This window comes from Hyunsoonleella jejuensis, from assembly GCF_900111025.1.
Taxonomy (GTDB): domain Bacteria; phylum Bacteroidota; class Bacteroidia; order Flavobacteriales; family Flavobacteriaceae; genus Jejuia; species Jejuia jejuensis.
The window spans coordinates 54,968-74,085 of the sequence record NZ_FOFN01000001.1; the positions used below are offsets into that span (position 1 = coordinate 54,968).

13 protein-coding genes are annotated in these 19,118 nt (G+C 35.2%); 5 read left to right on the forward strand and 8 right to left on the reverse strand.

Going from position 1 to position 19,118, the window contains the following annotated elements; translation table 11 throughout:
* The first annotated feature begins 20 nt into the window (after nucleotides 1–20).
* The 4 genes from BMY39_RS00260 (at nucleotide 21) to BMY39_RS00275 (ending at nucleotide 5,087) form a co-directional block, all read left to right on the forward strand.
* On the forward strand, nucleotides 21–800 hold the full coding sequence (locus tag BMY39_RS00260; protein ID WP_092573957.1) for a hypothetical protein: 780 nt from the start codon (nucleotides 21–23) through the stop codon (nucleotides 798–800).
* A 7-nt stretch (nucleotides 801–807) separates the two neighbouring features.
* A complete protein-coding gene (locus tag BMY39_RS00265; protein WP_092573959.1) occupies nucleotides 808–1,422 on the forward strand; it encodes a deoxynucleoside kinase in 615 nt (204 codons plus the stop codon).
* A gap of 134 nt (nucleotides 1,423–1,556) precedes the next feature.
* On the forward strand, nucleotides 1,557–3,569 hold the full coding sequence (locus tag BMY39_RS00270; RefSeq protein WP_092573961.1) for a protein-disulfide reductase DsbD family protein: 2,013 nt from the start codon (nucleotides 1,557–1,559) through the stop codon (nucleotides 3,567–3,569).
* 24 nt (nucleotides 3,570–3,593) lie between these two features.
* Nucleotides 3,594–5,087, forward strand: coding sequence for an aminotransferase class V-fold PLP-dependent enzyme (locus BMY39_RS00275; protein WP_092573964.1), 1,494 nt, complete (start codon nucleotides 3,594–3,596; stop codon nucleotides 5,085–5,087).
* On the opposite strand, the gene BMY39_RS00280 is transcribed toward BMY39_RS00275, so the two are convergent.
* From BMY39_RS00280 to BMY39_RS00290, 3 genes are all read right to left on the reverse strand, one after another.
* Complete coding sequence (locus BMY39_RS00280) at nucleotides 5,084–6,826, reverse strand: chondroitinase-B domain-containing protein (protein ID WP_092573967.1); 1,743 nt, start codon at nucleotides 6,824–6,826, stop codon at nucleotides 5,084–5,086. The two genes, BMY39_RS00275 and BMY39_RS00280, sit on opposite strands and share 4 nt — an antisense overlap.
* A gap of 165 nt (nucleotides 6,827–6,991) precedes the next feature.
* Nucleotides 6,992–9,343, reverse strand: a complete 2,352-nt coding sequence (locus BMY39_RS00285) for a sodium-translocating pyrophosphatase (protein ID WP_092573968.1) — start codon at nucleotides 9,341–9,343, stop codon at nucleotides 6,992–6,994.
* A gap of 131 nt (nucleotides 9,344–9,474) precedes the next feature.
* On the reverse strand, nucleotides 9,475–10,002 hold the full coding sequence (locus tag BMY39_RS00290; RefSeq protein WP_092573969.1) for an inorganic diphosphatase: 528 nt from the start codon (nucleotides 10,000–10,002) through the stop codon (nucleotides 9,475–9,477).
* A gap of 174 nt (nucleotides 10,003–10,176) precedes the next feature.
* Here BMY39_RS00290 and BMY39_RS00295 point away from each other — a divergent pair, with 174 nt between their 5' ends.
* Nucleotides 10,177–12,402, forward strand: a complete 2,226-nt coding sequence (locus tag BMY39_RS00295) for a M1 family metallopeptidase (protein ID WP_092573970.1) — start codon at nucleotides 10,177–10,179, stop codon at nucleotides 12,400–12,402.
* Nucleotides 12,403–12,427: 25 nt separating this feature from the next.
* Here BMY39_RS00295 and BMY39_RS00300 read toward each other — a convergent pair whose 3' ends face one another.
* The 5 genes from BMY39_RS00300 to BMY39_RS00320 all read right to left on the reverse strand — a co-directional run bounded on the left by BMY39_RS00300 (nucleotide 12,428) and on the right by BMY39_RS00320 (nucleotide 19,080).
* Nucleotides 12,428–12,709 (reverse strand): hypothetical protein, encoded by a 282-nt coding sequence (locus BMY39_RS00300; RefSeq protein WP_143064723.1) that lies wholly within the window; start codon nucleotides 12,707–12,709, stop codon nucleotides 12,428–12,430.
* A gap of 549 nt (nucleotides 12,710–13,258) precedes the next feature.
* Nucleotides 13,259–15,766 carry a DUF5686 and carboxypeptidase-like regulatory domain-containing protein gene (locus BMY39_RS00305; protein ID WP_092573972.1) on the reverse strand — a complete coding sequence of 836 codons (2,508 nt, stop codon included), beginning with the start codon at nucleotides 15,764–15,766 and terminating at the stop codon, nucleotides 13,259–13,261.
* Nucleotides 15,767–15,911: 145 nt separating this feature from the next.
* Nucleotides 15,912–16,889: a pyruvate dehydrogenase complex E1 component subunit beta gene (locus BMY39_RS00310; protein ID WP_092573973.1), complete on the reverse strand. Its 978-nt coding sequence runs from the start codon at nucleotides 16,887–16,889 to the stop codon at nucleotides 15,912–15,914.
* 264 nt (nucleotides 16,890–17,153) lie between these two features.
* Entirely contained in the window at nucleotides 17,154–18,194 is a 1,041-nt protein-coding gene (locus BMY39_RS00315) for a T9SS type A sorting domain-containing protein (RefSeq protein WP_092573974.1), read from the reverse strand.
* Nucleotides 18,178–19,080 (reverse strand): hypothetical protein, encoded by a 903-nt coding sequence (locus BMY39_RS00320; protein ID WP_092573975.1) that lies wholly within the window; start codon nucleotides 19,078–19,080, stop codon nucleotides 18,178–18,180. Before BMY39_RS00320 ends, BMY39_RS00315 begins: the two co-directional genes overlap by 17 nt.
* Nucleotides 19,081–19,118: the final 38 nt, after the last annotated feature.

A 19,118-nucleotide genomic window follows, 5' to 3' on the forward strand; every position in this document is an offset into this window, starting at 1 on the left:
TTTGTACTTTTCAAACCGAAATGAAAACAGTTTTATATTTTTTTTTACTGCTTTGGGTTTCAATAGGCGCTCAAGAACCTATTGAAATAGCACCCCTTAAAACTACACCTTTAAAAGCTGATAGTGTTGTTGGCGTTGATAATTTTGGCACTATTTTCTTCACTCAAGAAAGTACCATTTACAAGAAAAATAAAGACACTACAATTAGCTACAACAATTTGCAATTAGGAAAACTAACGTCGGCAAATAGTTTTAATCCACTAAAAATCAACGTGTTTTATCAAGAATTCAACACTGTTATTATTTTAGATAATCGTTTAGCTGAAATATTTAAAGTTGATTTTAATACCCTAAATAACTACAAAAATGTATCGCATATTTCTACCGGATACGACAATACCATTTGGATTTTTAATCAAGACACACAACTCTTAGAAGTATTTGATTATAAAACCAGAACTACAAAAGCACAAACGCTGAAACCTATTGATAGTCCTATATTAGATTTAACAAGTAATTACAACTATGCGTATCTACTAACTGAAGATTCTATTTTGGTTTATAATTACTTTGGAAGTTTGGTAAAGAAAATAAAAAATGCTGGATTCACTGAGATTGTTGAAAATAACGAGAGTTTGTACTTAAAAAAGGAAAATGGCTTATTTTATTTGGCAAAAGATTCTACAGCCGTAATTCCTGTAAAAACTAATAATAATTTGGTACCGCAATTTTTTGTAACCAATGAAACCTTGTATATTTACAACTTTGAAACTCTCCAAGAATTCCGAATAAAAAATTAATTAAACTATGCATATTGCTGTAGCCGGAAATATTGGCGCTGGAAAAACGACGCTGACCAAATTACTTGCAAAACACTATAAATGGGAAGCACAACTAGAAGATGTGGTTGACAATCCTTATTTAGATGATTTTTACAATCAAATGGAACGCTGGAGTTTCAACCTACAAGTTTACTTTTTAAATAGTCGTTTTCGTCAAGTATTGCAAATTCGAGAAAGTGGAAAAGACATTATTCAAGATAGAACCATTTACGAAGATGCCCATATTTTTGCACCCAACCTACATGCCATGGGTTTAATGACAAATAGGGATTTTAGCAATTACAGCACACTGTTTGATTTAATGGAATCGCTTGTTCAAGGCCCTGATTTATTAATTTATTTGCGTAGTTCTATCCCTAATTTGGTATCGCAAATTCATAAACGTGGTAGGGATTATGAGAACTCCATTAGTATAGATTACCTCAGCAGATTAAACGAGCGCTACGAAGCTTGGATTCATGGGTATGACAAAGGCAAATTATTGATAATGGATGTCGATAAATTAAACTTCGTAGATAATCCTGAAGATTTAGGACATGTTATCAATACTATTGATGCTGAAATTAACGGGTTGTTTTAAAAGGCTTCTTCCGATTTTACAGTTAAAAATCTATTAAAAACCACAGGAGTTTTTACATAAGTTATTTTAATAACGTTATTTTGTAATTAGGCAAATATTAAAACGCCCACCCTACTTACAACACATTAAATAAAATGAAACGATTACTATTTCTGCTTTTAATTTTATATACTAGTTTAGCATTTTCACAGATGTATAATCCTGTAAAATGGAAAACTCAAGTTGAAAAAATATCTGATTCAGAATACAACTTAATTTCTATTGCAACAATTGAGGAAGGTTCTCACCTGTACGCTCAAAACATTCCAGAAGGAGGACCAATTCCGACTGAATTCAATTACCATAACGACAACAACGATTATACGCTTATCGGTAATACTTCAGAAGAAGAAGGCATAACCGTTAACGACGCAGTATTTGAAATGGAAATTAAGTATTTTGAAAACACGGCTGTTTTTAAGCAAAAAGTAAAGCTTATTAATGCCATAGACAAAATAACTGGTAGTGTATTGTTTATGGCTTGTGATGATGAAAAATGCACGCCCCCAACAGATTTTGAATTAGTTTTTATTCTGAATGAATCAAAAAAAGCTGCTTCTGAAAACACCAATAAACAGATTGAAATTGACTCCAATAAAACAAACCATTTACTATATGGAATGTCTTCTGATGATATTATTAAACCAACTACATCTTGTGGAAATGAAGTCGAAAATTTGAATGTTACCTCAAGCAATAGTTCATTATGGCGTATTTTTGGATTGGGTTTCTTAGGGGGGTTGTTGGCATTATTAACACCTTGCGTATTCCCTATGATTCCGCTCACAGTTAGTTTTTTCACAAAAAACAGCAGTGAAAACAAAGGATCGGGCGTATCAAAAGCCTTACTGTATGGCTTCTTTATTTTCGCTGTTTATATTTTACTAAGCGTACCATTTCATTTGTTAGATTCGGTAAACCCAGATATTCTAAATGAGATTTCAACCAACATCTGGCTAAATATTATCTTCTTTTTAATTTTTGTGTTCTTTGCCTTTTCATTTTTCGGATATTACGAATTAACATTACCGTCTAGTTGGACGACAAAAACAACACAAGGCGAAAATACAGGTGGTTTAGTTGGAATATTTTTCATGGCACTTACACTAGCTATAGTATCCTTTTCTTGTACAGGACCTATTCTGGGGTCTTTACTCGCAGGCTCTTTAACAGCAGATGGTGGCGCGTGGGAACTCACAGCAGGTATGGCTGGTTTTGGAGTATCTTTAGGTTTACCTTTTGCATTATTCGCCATGTTTCCTAATATGATGAATGCCCTACCAAAGTCTGGTGGATGGTTAAATACAACAAAGGTAATTTTAGGGTTTTTAGAGTTAGCCTTAGCTTTCAAATTTTTATCGAATGCCGACTTGGTTGCACATTGGAATGTCTTAAAAATTGAACCCTTTTTAATTTTGTGGATTTTAATATTTGCAGGTTTAGCTTTATACCTTTTCGGTAAGATTAAATTCCCTCATGATTCACCAATAAAAAAATTATCATTTTCTAGAATTACAGGAGGTGTTTTAGTGGCATCTTTCGTTATTTATTTGGCGTCGGGATTTAGAGTTAACAAAGACACCAACACCTTTAAATCACTCACACTGTTAAGTGGTTTAGCCCCTCCCGTAGGATACAGTTTTTTGTATCCAAATGAATGCCCTAATAATTTAGATTGTTTTAAAGATTTAAAAGAGGGACTAGCCTATGCAAAAAAAGCCAACAAACCTATTATCATAGATTTTACTGGTTTGGCTTGTGTTAATTGCCGTAAAATGGAAGAGCATGTTTGGCCGGATTCCACTATTGACAATTACTTAAGGAACGATTATGTTTTAATTTCTCTTTATGTTGATGATAAAAAAGAGTTGCCAGAAACTGAAAAAATATATGTAAAACGTGTCGATGGCGGTGTAAGAAAACTTGAAAACTATGGACATAAATGGGCTCATTTTCAAACGGAATTTTTCCAATCAAACTCCCAACCCTATTATGTACTTTTAGATTCAAATGGCAAAAAAGTTTTAAATACTCCCATGCCCTATACTCCAGACGCCAAAGAGTATGCAGCGTTTTTAGAGTGCGGCTTGAAGGTTTTCAATGAATAATTTCTAGATCAAACATATGTTGACATGATTAGTCCCAAAGCAAAACAGCCAACACGTCTGGAAAATTATTTCGAAAAATTCCGAAACAATATTGTAGGTATTGACTCTTATTTCGTATCGCCTTACGGTAGAAAAAAAATTATTTATGCAGATTGGACAGCTAGTGGAAGACTATACAAACCCATTGAAGAAAAGATAAGCAAAGAGATAGGAACTTTTGTTGCCAATACACACACTGAGACTTCCATCACAGGAAGTGTAATGACACATGCCTACCATGATGCGCGAACAATCATAAAACAACACGTTAATGCATCGCAAGACGATGTACTAATTACTGTTGGTACAGGAATGACTGGAGCAGTAAATAAGTTTCAACGTATTTTAGGCCTTAAATTGTGTGAGAATTTAAAAGAAAACACCATAGTTCCTGAAGAGAAACGCCCTATAATTTTTGTATCACATATGGAACATCATTCCAATCAAACCTCTTGGTTGGAAACCATAGCTCGCGTTAAGGTAATCCCATCAAACAATGAAGGCCTGCCATGTTTAGTTAAACTCGAAGAACTGTTGGAGGAATTTAAACATGTACCTATAAAAATTGCAGCTATTACAGGATGTTCTAACGTTACAGGAATTGCAACCAACTACTATGAAGTTGCAAAAACGATGCATCGCAACAATGGATTGTGTTTTGTAGATTTTGCATGTTCTGCACCATATATAAATATTAATATGCATCCAAAAGATGAGGACGCCTATTTAGACGCAATAACCTTCTCACCTCATAAATTTTTGGGCGGCCCAGGTTCATCTGGAGTATTAATATTCAACAAAAAATTATATAAAAATTTAGTACCCGATAATCCTGGTGGCGGAACGGTAAGCTATACAAATCCTTGGGGCGACCATGATTATATTGATGATATTGAAACTCGAGAAGATGGCGGTACGCCAGGGTTTTTACAAGCTATTAGAATTGCATTATCCATAAAGCTTAAAGAAGATATGGGAGTGCAAAATATTTTGGATAGAGAGCATGAACTGAATACAATTATATTTGAAAGATTATCTAAAATTCCAAACTTAAAAATTTTAGCTCCTGAGCATAAAGACAGATTAGGTGTGTTCTCTTTTTACATTGAAGGTGCACATTACAATCTTATAGTAAAACTTCTAAACGATAGATTTGGGGTACAAACACGTGGGGGTTGTTCATGTGCAGGGACTTATGGTCATTACCTGTTAAATGTAGACCAATCTACTTCGAAATCTATTGAAGCAAAAATATTGGAAGGCTGTTTAATTGAGCGCCCGGGATGGATACGCATGTCTATTCACCCAACAATGACCAATGATGAAATTGATTTTATCTGTGATGCAATTGCCGAGGTAGCTGAAAATCATACCAAATGGGGAGAAGATTACGAATATGACGCTGTTAAAAACGAATTTATACATAGAAGTAATACTTCAACAGAAAAAGAAATTATAAAGGATTGGTTTACCCTTTAATTTAACACAATGCGATTTACAGATTGGTTTGATCTTAAAATATAAATACCCTTTGAAAAATTGCTAATATCGATTTCAGCCTTTTTTAGCTCTAAATTTTCGGTACGAAGAAGTTGCCCCCTAGTATTAAATATTTTAACTTTTCCAATAATATCGTCCTTATTTAAAATCGTTAACTTCCCTTTAGTGGGTGAGGGATAAATTTTGATGCTATTTTTATCTAGGAACAAACTGCTAACGGACAAGGCATTTAAGGCACCAAAACCTAGTTTCACTCCCACATCAGTTAACGTGTAAGGTCTAGATGTACCACTCGCATTAAATTCTTCGGCTCCGGCATCGATGTTGGCGTCTCTATCTCCATATAAAATATCCTTGTTTAAAAAAGTATAGGTCCCTACACCAGCATCTATCGCTGCACTTCCAGCAGTTATCCTATAGAAATCGCTACCACTGGTTAATAATCCTGAAGCTACTGTTTGGTTTGAATTAACACCATTAGTTAAATCCCAACTTCCATTTTGTGTAATATTACCCGCGTTACTTGAAGCTCCTGTTGGTGCCGTAAGTATTTGAAATGCGTTTATATCAGAGTTTAAAATAATGTTATTAGCAACTGTAAGGTTTTCTGGTGCAAGCGTTGCTCCACTCAAACTAGTTCCAATTCTAATACCTAAATCACAATCTACGAGTGTATTATTTACAATTTGTACATTTTTAACTTGATAATATCCATTTAACGGAGAGTTTTCTAAACCGTTCATAACATTTAATGCTCCTGTGGTACTAGACCCCGACCCATTTGGTTTTCTATACCTAAGTTTTTCAAAATAGTTGTTATATACTTTATGACCTTCTCCGATAACTCTTACACCACCAGAAAAAGAATTATTATTTCCAAAGAAGAAATTATTAAATACTTCTGTATTATTACCATGTCTCAAAGTTAAAGTACCTTGGTAATCTCTAAAAGTGTTATTATAATATTTGTTTCCTCCGCTTTTATTTGAAATGATTTCTACTTCTCCAGACCAGTTATGAAACAAGTTATCATAAACATCTGTAAATGAATCAGACAGAGAGGTTGTGCTCACTCCAATTCTTATGGCATCTTGATCATTTAAACCGTTAACATCATTGTTGACTGGAATTCTATCCGCAAAATAGTTATGGTGTATTTTAGAATAATCGGGCGTTGCGTTATTATGATTATCATTGATAATGCTTCCTACCCCATTTTTGCCAAGAAATGAGCAATAACTTACCTCATTATATGCGCCATAAATAATCACCCATTTAAAAATATCTTCTTCTTGACTAACGGTACCGTTATATGAATCAATCTTTACATTTCTAACGGTGCAGTTTACACAATCATTATTGCTTGCATCTCTAAATTCGATAACAGGTTCAATTCTTCCATCGTTTGAAATGAGGCCTAAGGCATTCTGAAAAATAATACCTTCAAAAATAATATAAGAACCTCCAATACTGATGTTTGAACGCCCTTCAAAAAACACATTTCCCAAATTTTGAGCTTTAATTATACAAGGCTGAAGTTCTGTAGCATTTACATTAATTGATATTTGCACATCCAACCAAGTACCATCGGCCAATTCAATTATAGTACCCGCTGCTGCATTTGAAATTGCGTTTTGAAGTTCAGCATTATTACTCACAACTTGCCCATTTACAGCAATTATTAAAAATAAGGTGATAATTGATATATAATGTTTCATTGATATTTAATTTAGATTTGGAAAACCAAATTGGTTAACCAATTCAAAGATAACAAGTTTGTCTTGATAAAATGAAACTATTTACATAAAAAAAACCACGCTTTCACGTGGCCTTTAAATAATTAGCTTATTTAGTTTAGTTTAGTTTAGTTGATAGTTTTTAGTTTAAGACGTTTTTTCTTCTTTTTCTAAAGCTTCCAGTTTAGCTTCAACCTGAGTTTTTGTACCTGTAATCGTTTCATAAGTAGTTGATTCTTCACCATTTTCAACAGTCACCGTGGTAACTACTGCTTTTACAACACCATCCTCTTCTGTTTCAGTTAATTCTACTTTAACTTCCTTTTGAATTTGAACTTGTTCTACAGTAGTATCATCAGAAACATAAGCCGTAACAGCATCAGCAGATAAAGCAATACTTGGTGCAATTACCAAAGCAACAACCGACATTAATTTTAATAAAATATTTAAAGAAGGCCCTGAAGTATCTTTAAAAGGATCTCCAACAGTATCGCCTACAACAGCTGCCTTGTGTGCATCTGTTCCTTTTCTTCCTTGTTCCTCAATCATTTTCTTAGCATTATCCCATGCACCACCAGCATTAGATTGAAAGATGGCCATAAGCACCCCACAAGTAGTTACACCTGCTAATAAACCACCCAACATTTCGGCTCCTCCAATAAAACCAACAGCAACAGGTACTGCAATGGCCAATAAACCTGGTAATACCATTTCTTTAATCGATGCTTTAGTAGAAATAGCCACACACTTATCGTATTCTGCCACACCATCGGCATCATCAAATATTTTACGTTGCGCATCCGTAGCCTTAGACATATCAGAATCTACGGCTCTCATTACCTCTAGAGCGGCTTTTAATTTTGGTATATCTCTAAATTGGCGTCTTACCTCTTCAATCATAGCCATAGCTGCGCGTCCTACAGCATTCATTGATAAAGCGGAAAATACGAAAGGCAGCATTCCTCCAACTAAAAGTCCCGCCATAATATTTGGTTGCGATACGTCAATTGCGGTTACATTAGCTGTCTTCATAAATGCGGCAAACAATGCCAATGCCGTTAATGCAGCAGAAGCAATAGCAAATCCTTTACCTATTGCAGCAGTAGTATTACCAACCGCATCTAATTTATCGGTACGTTCGCGCACTTCACTTGGCAATTCTGCCATTTCAGCAATACCACCAGCATTATCAGAAATTGGTCCATATGCATCCACAGCTAACTGAATTCCAGTGTTCGCCAACATACCTACGGCAGCAATGGCAATACCATATAGTCCAGCAAAATGATGAGACACTAAAATAGCGGCGGCAATTAAAAGAATAGGAATCATGGTAGACATCATGCCTACACCTAAACCTGCAATAATATTTGTAGCTGCTCCAGTTTCAGACTGTCGCACTATAGAATTCACAGGTTTTGTACCTGTACCTGTATAATATTCGGTGACTTTCCCAACAGCCAAACCTGCAATTAAACCTGCTATTACGGCTATAAAAACACCTAACGAACCATGTTCTAGCCCTTCAGTACCTTCTGGTATTAGAGCTCCGATAATAAAATAGGATGCTACCAACATCAACGCTGCAGAGCCAAACTCACCAATATTTAGAGCTGTTTGAGGATTACCCCCATCCTTTACTTTCACAAAAAATGTTCCAATGATAGACATAATAATTCCAACAGCCGCTAGTACCAATGGTAAATAAACTGCTCCTAATCCGTTGAACTCAGGAGTAATAATAAATGCTCCTAGTACCATTGTACCAATTATAGAACCTACATATGATTCAAATAAATCAGCACCCATTCCAGCTACATCTCCTACGTTATCACCAACGTTATCTGCAATTGTCGCTGGGTTTAACGGATGATCTTCTGGAATACCTGCTTCAACCTTACCAACTAAATCTGCTCCAACATCAGCGGCTTTAGTGTAAATACCTCCACCAACACGTGCAAACAAGGCTATTGATGATGCTCCAAGAGAGAAACCAGAAAGCACGTTTAACACTTCATTTAGGCCCCATCCCATTTCACTGTAAATAGCAAATAAACTACTCAATCCCAAAACACCAAGACCAACAACCCCAAGGCCCATTACAGCACCACCGGCGAAAGCAACTTCTAAGGCTTTTCCTAGCGACGTTCTTGCAGCACTAGTAGTTCTAACATTTGCTTTGGTAGCTACTTTCATTCCTATAAATCCAGCAAGTGCTGAACAAATAGCTCCAATAATAAATGACACAGCGACCATTCCGTTAGAACCTTCTTCATTACTTCCTTTGAAGAATAATAAGATAGCTACAGCTACCACAAAAACAGCTAAAATTTTGTATTCTGCTTTAAGGAAAGACATTGCGCCATCCGCAATGTTTTTCGCAATCCTTTTCATTTTGTCAGTTCCCTCATCTTGCTTGCTTACCCATGCACTTTTAATAAATACAAATAGCAATGCTAAAACACCAAAAGCTGGCAATCCTTTAATTATTAATTCCATATTTCTGTATTAGTTAGTTATGTTAATATTTTTTTAACGGGGCTAAAAATAGGAAAATATACCTGATAAAAAAAGCCACCTTTGATTAAAGATGGCTCAGTTTTTTGATATATAAATTACGAATCTTTCAATTAGATTGTGAAAGTACGTTTTTTCTTATGTTCGCTTTCCTCATATCGTTTTACACATTCACTGTAAATTTTACGGGCTTCCTCTGCATTACCCCATCCACCAACATCTACTTTTTTCTTTTCTAAATCTTTATAAACTTGAAAGAAATGCTCGATTTCTTTTAATCTGTGAGGGTTCAAATGTGTAATATCACTCCTTTTATTCCATACCGGATCAGAAACTGGAACACATATTATTTTCTCATCTGGTCCTTTCTCATCCGTCATATGAAAAACACCAATTGGTCTCACTTCCATCACAACCATTGGATAGGATGGTTCTGTAGATAACACTAAAACATCCAACGGATCTTGGTCCAAGGCCAAAGTCTCTGGAACAAATCCGTAATCTCCCGGATACATCATTGAAGAAAATAAGGTTCTATCAAAACGAATTTTGTGCAACGTAAAGTCATATTCGTATTTGTTTCTACTTCCTTTTGGAATTTCGATTAAAACGTCAAACGTCAACTTTTTCTTATCTGTCATAGTATTCATATTTGGCCTGCAAAAGTACAGAACCCTTTAGGTTAAAGCAACAAATAAAAGCACTATTTACAAAAGCTTAATATCAACCTACTCAAAATATAATTTTAGTAATACTTCAGGTATTAATTATTAACTTGTCCACTTTATTTTCAAAATCAATAAAGTACTAATCATATGAAATACCTTTATACTGCTTTTTTAGCGTTGTTCATATTTCAAATTCAAGCTCAAAACCAACCATGGAACGGCAAATTTGAACCTATTGACAACTTGCTTTCTCCAGTAAACACGTATCGCACTGCTAGTGGTGCTCCTGGGAAAGACTATTGGCAACAACGTGCCGATTACAATATTAAAGCTGTTATAAATGAAGCTGACAATACGCTTTCTGGCGAGGAAACCATCACCTATTACAATAATTCACCTGACGACTTAAGTTATTTATGGATTCAACTAGAGCAAAATGTGAATAAAAAAGAAAATGAGGATTTTGGAAGCATCAATAATAGTTTAAAAAATGGCATCAATACGCGACAAATGCAATTTTTAACTAGAGCTATTGATTTCCCCGCTGGATATACTATTAAATACATTAAAGATTCTAATGGAAAACCCATAAAATCTTTGGTTAATAACACCATGATGAAAGTTTTACTAGACCAACCTTTAAAATCAGGTACTAGCTTAACGTTTTCGATGGGATGGTCTTACCCAATTACTGACAGAAGCATGTATTTGTTATCTAGAGAAGGTTACGAATATTTCCCTGAAGACGATAACACCGTATATCTTATTGCACATTGGTTTCCAAGAATGGCAGTATATAACGATACCGAAGGCTGGCAAAATCAACAGTTTCAAAAACTAGGTGAATTTGCTTTAGAGTTTGGAGATTACGATGTTGAAATTACGGTACCTGCCGACCATATCGTGGCTTCAACCGGTGAACTTCAAAACACTGAAAACGTACTTTCTAAAAAGCAGCGTAAACGTTTAAATGAGGCCAGAACATCGTTTGATAAACCTATTATGGTAATTACGAAAGAAGAGGCGATTGAAAACGAAAAAGAAAAATCGAAAAAGCAAAAAACTTGGAAATTTACTGCTAAAAACGTTCGGGATTTTGCCTTTGCTTCATCGAGGAAATTTTTGTGGGATGCTCAGGCTGTAAAACTGCCATCAAATACCGTAATGGCAATGTCTTTCTATCCAAAAGAAGGCCTTCCAGTATGGCAGGAAGAGTCTACAAAAGCCATAATGCACGCTTTAGAAGTATATTCTGAGGCTACTTTTGATTATCCTTATCCTGTTTGCATATCTGTGAACACCTCAAATATTGGTATGGAATTCCCTATGATTAGTTTTAATGGCGGAAGACCGAAAAATGGTAAAATAAGCAAGAATGCCAAAGCGGGCATGATTGGTACCATTATTCATGAAGTGGGACACAATTGGTTTCCAATGATTGTAAGTTCAGATGAGCGCAAATGGATGTGGATGGATGAAGGCTTAAACACCTTTTTGCACCAGCGTACCGTTGCAGAACGCTACCCAGAATTTAACAGTGTTACCCCAAAAAGCATTGTCCCATTTATGAGTGGCGATAAAAATATATTACGCCCGATTATGACAACTTCTGATAACGAACTGTTTAGTCAGTTTGGTGCCAATTTTTACATGAAACCCACGGCTGGCCTGCAAATGTTACGTAACTCCATAATTGGTAAAGAGCTGTTTGATGCTGCATTCAAAGAATATGCAAACCGTTGGAAATATAAACACCCTAACCCTTCAGATTTATTTAGAACCTTGGAAGATGCTACAGCTACAGATTTAGATTGGTTTTTTAAAGGCTGGTTTTTTACTACCGATAATGTGGATATGGAACTTGCAAATGTAAAATGGTTTAAGATTTATGAAGAAGACAGAAATATTGAAGACCAAACAGAAAGCACACAAGTATCAGCTGAAGGTAATAATACCACCGACGTTCCAAAAGATTTTTCGAGCGGGCCTGAAATGATACAAATGACCTCAACACCTGAGCGGAGTTATGGCGGATTTTTATCCAGAATGGATGATGATACCATTAGAAAAGAACTATCGGGTAAAAACCTTTATGAAGTAACCATTAAAAATATTGGCGGTTTGGTAATGCCCGTAACTATTGAATGGGTGTTTATTGATGGCTCTACAGAAATTGACACATTACCAGCACAGATTTGGCGCAGAAACGAATATGAGGTGAAAGAAGTTTTTATTAAAGACAAAGAAGTAAAAACGGTAAATCTAGACCCTAATTTTGAGTTTGCAGATACCGATATGAGTAATAACGCCTTTCCAAAATCGGAGACAACATCAGAGTTTGAAAGTTTTAAAAAAAACAAGGAAAAAAGCTAAACTCGCACAATGATTAGATATTAAATTATCTTGACTTTAATGCGTTAATGGTTTTAATAAAATTTGACTTTATAGTATCCTCGTGCATATGATTGCCCTGGTGTACAACCCATTTGCCGTTGACCATTGTACCTAGGTGCATTTTATAATTGGAACTATAAACAATCGTTGAAGATAAGTGTTCAACGGATGTACATGCCAACAAAGGTGAGTTGGCATCATACACTATTGCATCAAAAGGCTCTCCAACTTTAAAATAATCTGTATTAAAATTATTCATTGCTTTTCTACCTGCTTTTAATGCCATGTCTATACCAAATAAACCACTATCGCCAAATTTAGGTAAATAGAAAGAATTGCGCTTGTGCGTAGTTAACCGCTGCCCATAATCCAAAAAACAGTTTCAGGAGTGAAGTTTATAGAATTGAAGCGTATTCCTCAAAGAACTAATTTATCAATGGTATGGCATAAAGACAACAGAAATCCAATTTTGATGAATTTTTTAGATATTATAAAAAAATAAAACCCATGACGTTCTCATGGGTTTTATTTCGATTTCTTGCCCTAAAATCGAACAATTAAACTAACTTAAACTAAACTTATTTAATATACGAAAAAACCTTTTCTAGCAATTTCTTTCCTTTTTTTATGTAAAGATAACATTAGATAACGATATATTTTTATTTATCTTTTTTATATTATACATAAATAAATTTTATGACTAAGATGAAATACTTGTCTCTGGAAAAGTTGAAGTTTTTAAAAATAATTGATTGAATGCCATACAGTAGTTGATAAATATGCCTTCTACTATACTTATAGGAGTGTTAAGCAGATTTTATCTTGAATTTAGCATCTAAAAATAGAAGCCAAAACTGCCAGTTACCCCAAACTTTCTGGCGTTGGGATACAAGGCTTCATCTTTATAATTACCTCGAAAGTTAAAGTCGATTCTAAATACCTTAAAGATATTGCCAATACCTAAACTATATTCGTAATAGGGCTCTCGGTTTGGAGCTACCAACTGTAAATTTGCCGGGTTACTTGGCACGCTATTTAAAGCAATATTTTCTTCTGAAATATTAGCAATTACCCCACGCACACTTATAATTTCTCTTAAATTAAGCTTTCGTAAAAATGGAATTCTCGAAAAGAAGCGTCCGTTAAAATTATGCTCTAAATGAAACGAAGCATATTGGTCGGACACAAACTCGTAGAAATCGAGTTGCGAAAAGGTATTATAAATTGAAAAATAGGTTTGGTTTCCGGGTATTACATTTAGTAAGCCTAAAGGTACTTCCCCAAATGTTTTTCCGACTTCAATGGAAGATACCAAACGTCCAAAACCGCCCACCTGCCAAGGCTGCAAATAAGACATTTGTACTTTAGTGTAATCAAAATCACTATTTAAAATACTTTTGTCACCGCGACTTATTTGCGCAAAGAAACGCGCAAAATCATCATTGGCCGTTTTGCGCTCTACGCCAAAGCCTGTCATTTTTCGTCCTGGAAAATATGCGGCAGAAAACGTGGTTTCGTATTGTTTGACTTCTGAGGCTATGCCTGTTGGTGTGTTATAATCTAAACTAAAAGTAGGTGAAGCCGATTCTAATGTACGATAGTTTGCCCCTACCCGCAATACTAAGTTTTTAAAAGGTTCTGCCTCAACAGCAAAACTTGTAAGATTGATTGTTGTTAACTTATCGTTGGCTCCAACAGTTACCACAGCCGAAGAGGCGAGACTTCTTCCTAAAACATCGGTTGAATTTGTTAAACTCGCACCCATTTGCTCTACATCGCGTCGGTTACCTCCAGAGATAATCAAGCGGTGCTTCTTGTCTAGCAGCCATTTTCCAGAAATACCATATTTAAATTTATCGTCCCTAAACCCATAAGCTAAAAAACCTTCTAATCTCCATAAGTCGTTCCGACCAAAATAGGTACGACCGCCTGTTCGTAAACGCAATCCCTCTACATCATTAAATCCGAAAGTCGAAAAAATTGGTCCGTAGTCTAAAGGCAAGGTGTTAAATTCAATATATCCCGAGGCAAGAATACTTCCCAAATTATACAAACGCTTAAACTTCTTTACCGTTTTAAGCGTATCGAGCATTTTGTAAACACCTTTTTCATCTTTGTTGAGCGCTTCTAATCGGTTGGCTTCCCAAAAGGCATCGTCTCTATCATATACGTCTTTGTCGTAATTATAAACTTCCTTTTCGTAGAATTTCTTATCCTTCGGAATGTCGAATTTATAATTATCATAAAGTGTGGTACGTTTACCGTAAATACCTCTTGATTTTTCTTTTTTATTAAAGGCGAAATCACTCATCATATAATCGCGTTTCACAAGGAAAAGGGAATCATTTAGCACTTCAAACTCTTGTTCAATATAAATATCCTTTACCCAGTTGATATTTGCACTTTTTGAGGCTTGAAGATTTATTTCCTTTACCGCATAGGTGGTATCGGCTACCCAAAAATCACCTTTAAACGTGAGTTCGTTTTTTCGCCTAGGATAATAAATAATGTTGTAACACCATTTATTGTCGATATAAGAACTATCAGCAAGCACATAATTATAGGTGCTTATTCCTGTTCTGGACAGCGGACTTACGAAGCTCTTATCAAAGAATTTTAAAAAATTATCATACACATTGAAGTCGGCATACAGATCATCTACAAAATCGATAATCACTTGGTTGTCGCTAAACCCAGAATTTTTATTGCCTTTTAAATCCTCCTTTTCCTTGTTTAAAATATTATCACCATATACCGAAGAAACTGCCTCGTTAATAAACATAGGCAAATAGGTTTTACCAGTAACTCGAGATGTATCAACCTCATTGAATACAAATTCCATTCCTCTAAAAAGCTTACTTTTTATAAGTGCACTATCTATCGTATTGATATCGAATTCTACCTTTTCGTATTTGTCGTACTGGTATTGATTAAACTGTTTTAAACCGTTACTTCGCTTGTTTGCCCATATTTTTCTAAGGATATCAATTGCGGGATTATTTTTTTTGGGTTGCTTTCCTGAAATAATTACTACTTCGTTTAATTGTGAAGCTTCTTCTTTTAAAATGAATTTTAAGTTGTAGTTCACTTTTTTTTCAAGCGGTACATTTAAGGTCTCATACCCTACAAAAGAAACCGTAAGAGCTGTTCGCGTTTCTTCAGATTCTAAATAAAACTTTCCATTCTCATCGGTAATAGTACCTTCTGAAGTACTTGAAAAAATAACATTAGCGAATGATACAGGTTGGTTAAATTCATCAAACACATAACCACTTACCTTGGTTTGAGCCAAAAGGGCAACTACATTTAATAGAAAAAGGGCAAAAAATAGCTTTAACTTCATTTAAGGGCTGTCAGTCTTATATATGGAAACAGAAAACTTGCAATTGGTCGTATTTCGTTCAAAACATATCTGAATCTTATTAAACAAAAAACTTCACCAACAACAATCGTGCTAATGAAGTTTATATAACGTGAAAAATAGTATTTTATTTATAAAGCACTTTTTTAACCGCCTTAATCACATCTTCATGGTTTGGTAACCACTCTTTCAATAAAACAGGTGAGTATGGCGCTGGCGTATCAGCCGTATTAATTTTTACGATTGGTGCATCTAAATAATCAAATGCTTCACTCTGAACTAAATAGGTGATTTCTGTTGCCACATTTCCAAAAGGCCATGCTTCCTCTAGAACCACTAAACGATTTGTTTTCTTAACAGATTCTAAAATTGCTTTTCTGTCCATTGGACGCACTGTGCGCAAATCAATAATTTCACAAGAGATACCTTCTTTTTCTAATTCATCAGCAGCTTTGTAAGCTTCTTTGATAATCTTTCCAAAAGACACGATTGTTACATCATCACCTTTTCTCTTTATATCTGCGACTCCAATTGGCAAAATATACTCACCTTCTGGCACTTCACCTTTATCGCCATACATTTGTTCGCTTTCCATAAAGATAACGGGATCGTCATCACGAATCGCCGCTTTCAGTAATCCTTTGGCATCGTATGGGTTAGATGGCACCACTACTTTTAAACCTGGTGTGTTCGCAAACCAATTCTCAAAAGCCTGGGAATGTGTCGCTCCCAACTGTCCTGCAGAAGCCGTAGGGCCACGAAATACAATTGGGCATTTAAACTGCCCACCGGACATTTGTCTTATTTTTGCAGCATTGTTTATAATTTGGTCAATTCCAACTAAAGAGAAGTTAAAAGTCATGTATTCTACAATTGGCCTGTTGCCCGTCATTGTAGATCCTACAGCAATACCTGCAAAACCAAGCTCTGCAATAGGTGTGTCTATAACGCGTTTTGGACCAAATTCATCTAACATTCCTTTAGAAGCCTTGTACGCACCGTTATATTCCGCAACTTCCTCGCCCATTAAATATACGCTTTCGTCTCTACGCATTTCTTCACTCATCGCTTCGCAAATCGCTTCTCTAAACTGAATTGTTTTCATGTAGTATTGATTGTTATTACGTTTAAAGCCACAAAAATAAGGAAATAATTATCAATTTTTAAGCTTATAATCCAAACTAATTAAAATAACCAATTGTAAAAAAAATAATGCTCTTAATTAAATTTAAATCAGTTATTCTCTAGTTTCTTTACGATTTACTTACAAGGGTTCTTAAATGCGGAAGTATTTTTAATTAAAACTGAAAACCGAAGCATACAAATACTAAAACACTTCTATCGCTTCATAGAGGTAATGGCGTTTGGATTAATTAACAATGAGTTTTTTAACAATTGATATATTATTATCACCAATTACTCTTACCAAGTATAATCCAGACTTGAGAACTCCATTTGTGTTTAATTGTACATTTGCCTTTTTCGTTTTGGTTTTAACAACAACCTTTCCTAACACATCAGTAATTATAATATCGGCAGAATTTATACCATTAAGTGCAATATTAACTGTAGATGATGTTGGATTTGGGAACAAAGTAAAATCAGAGTTATTGTTAAAAGCACTATTATCATCTACAGACAAAATGGGTACACCTGCACCAAAACTCATGTCTACTTTTATAACTGAAAATGGAGGCACTAAAATAGCGCCTGTAGTAGTTTGCTCATCAGAATATGCTATAGATGCGGCAGATATAAGGCTTTCCCATCTAAATCCACTAGCAATATAATTTATTACATTTTCTCTGTTACCGTCTCTATTAACATTTAATCTTGCAGTGGCATTCGTTTTATTAGTAATAATTAAACGTGGTGTACCATCTGATCTTCTTACAGCAAGCACATGTATTGCTTTTTCTTCTTGCACTTCACCACCAATTTTTAATTCTGGAGCAGTTAGAGTAAACTCGTTAAACATATTAGAATCTCGTAAATTATCCCTTAAAACACTGTAAACATTACCATAACCTGTTCTGCCAATCTGAACATTGTTTTGTGTTCCGTTCACGGTATATTGTGCATTTGCTCCTACCGTTGAAAACCAATTTATACGCTCTACCTCAAGGCGATCATTATTGGTTATTATATGTGAATAAATATCGGCAGCACCTAAAAAGCTCGCGCCAATAGCGTCGTCTTCGCTTCCTGCAACACCCCATTCGGTTAGCCATATGCTGTTCTTGTCTTCAGAAACCTGTGTTTTACAATAGGTAAGACTCTGGTCCATTATTCTACTAGCCGATACCAAATCTCTTAATGATTGGTCGGTAAGATCTTCAGGTCTATTCCCATCTTCTCGTTGGGCATTAACATATCTATGCACGACAATGGCATCAAAAAAAACTTTCATCAACCGTAATTAAATCGTTATAGTTTTGATGAAAGTCCCTATTGCTTTGACTTCGTGTAGGATCTCCGCCTCTAAACGATATTGGGATAGCAAACCTTACAGTTCTATTTAACGCGCTAGCTCTATTTTTTATATTTTCAACTATTTGTCGCGCTCTTGCAACCCATTGTGCTTCAGTAGATATAGTACCAGATCTCTGACTTCTAAAAAAGAATTCATTACCTAATTCCATATCTCTAACATCATGCCCGTCTTCTATCATAGAGCTCCATCTTCTTCCATTAGAATCGGCATCATTTCCAATAATACTTAGTACTGTAAGCAAATCTAAAGGCTTACCGTTGTTGGCTGCTGTATCAAAAATAGATCTTAAAGAAGGGTAACCTATGCGCACACTAACAGGGCTGTTATGCTGCGATATTACTCTGCCGTTTACGATAAAAGGATCTATAATGTGTCTAGAATCTGCAGCTGCAATTTCCTGCCCGTTTTCATCTAATACCTGCTCCCAATGGTATGTATTTGCAAATACACCTTGTGGAAAACGTAGTACAACGGGGTCGTTATCTGCAATAAACTGCTGTCCATTTATGGAATTGAACCCTTGGTTTGCTGCATTACTGTTTATAAGCGTACCATCTGAAGCAAATAAAGGGGCTCTAGATAAAAGAAGTCTCGCAATTGAGGTATTAAAATCTACATTGCTTCCTAATAACAAGTTATTAAATGGGCTTTCACCCGCAGAGGTGTTTATGTTTAGAGACGCATCAAAAGCACCATTAGTTAAATTTATGGCATCGTAAGGAAACTGGTTTTGCGCATTAGTAAAACTAACACCCAGTATTAGTAATAATTTTAGAATGAATATAAAAGTTATGTTTTTCATTATTTAGTATTTGACATTGAAATATGATGATATTACAT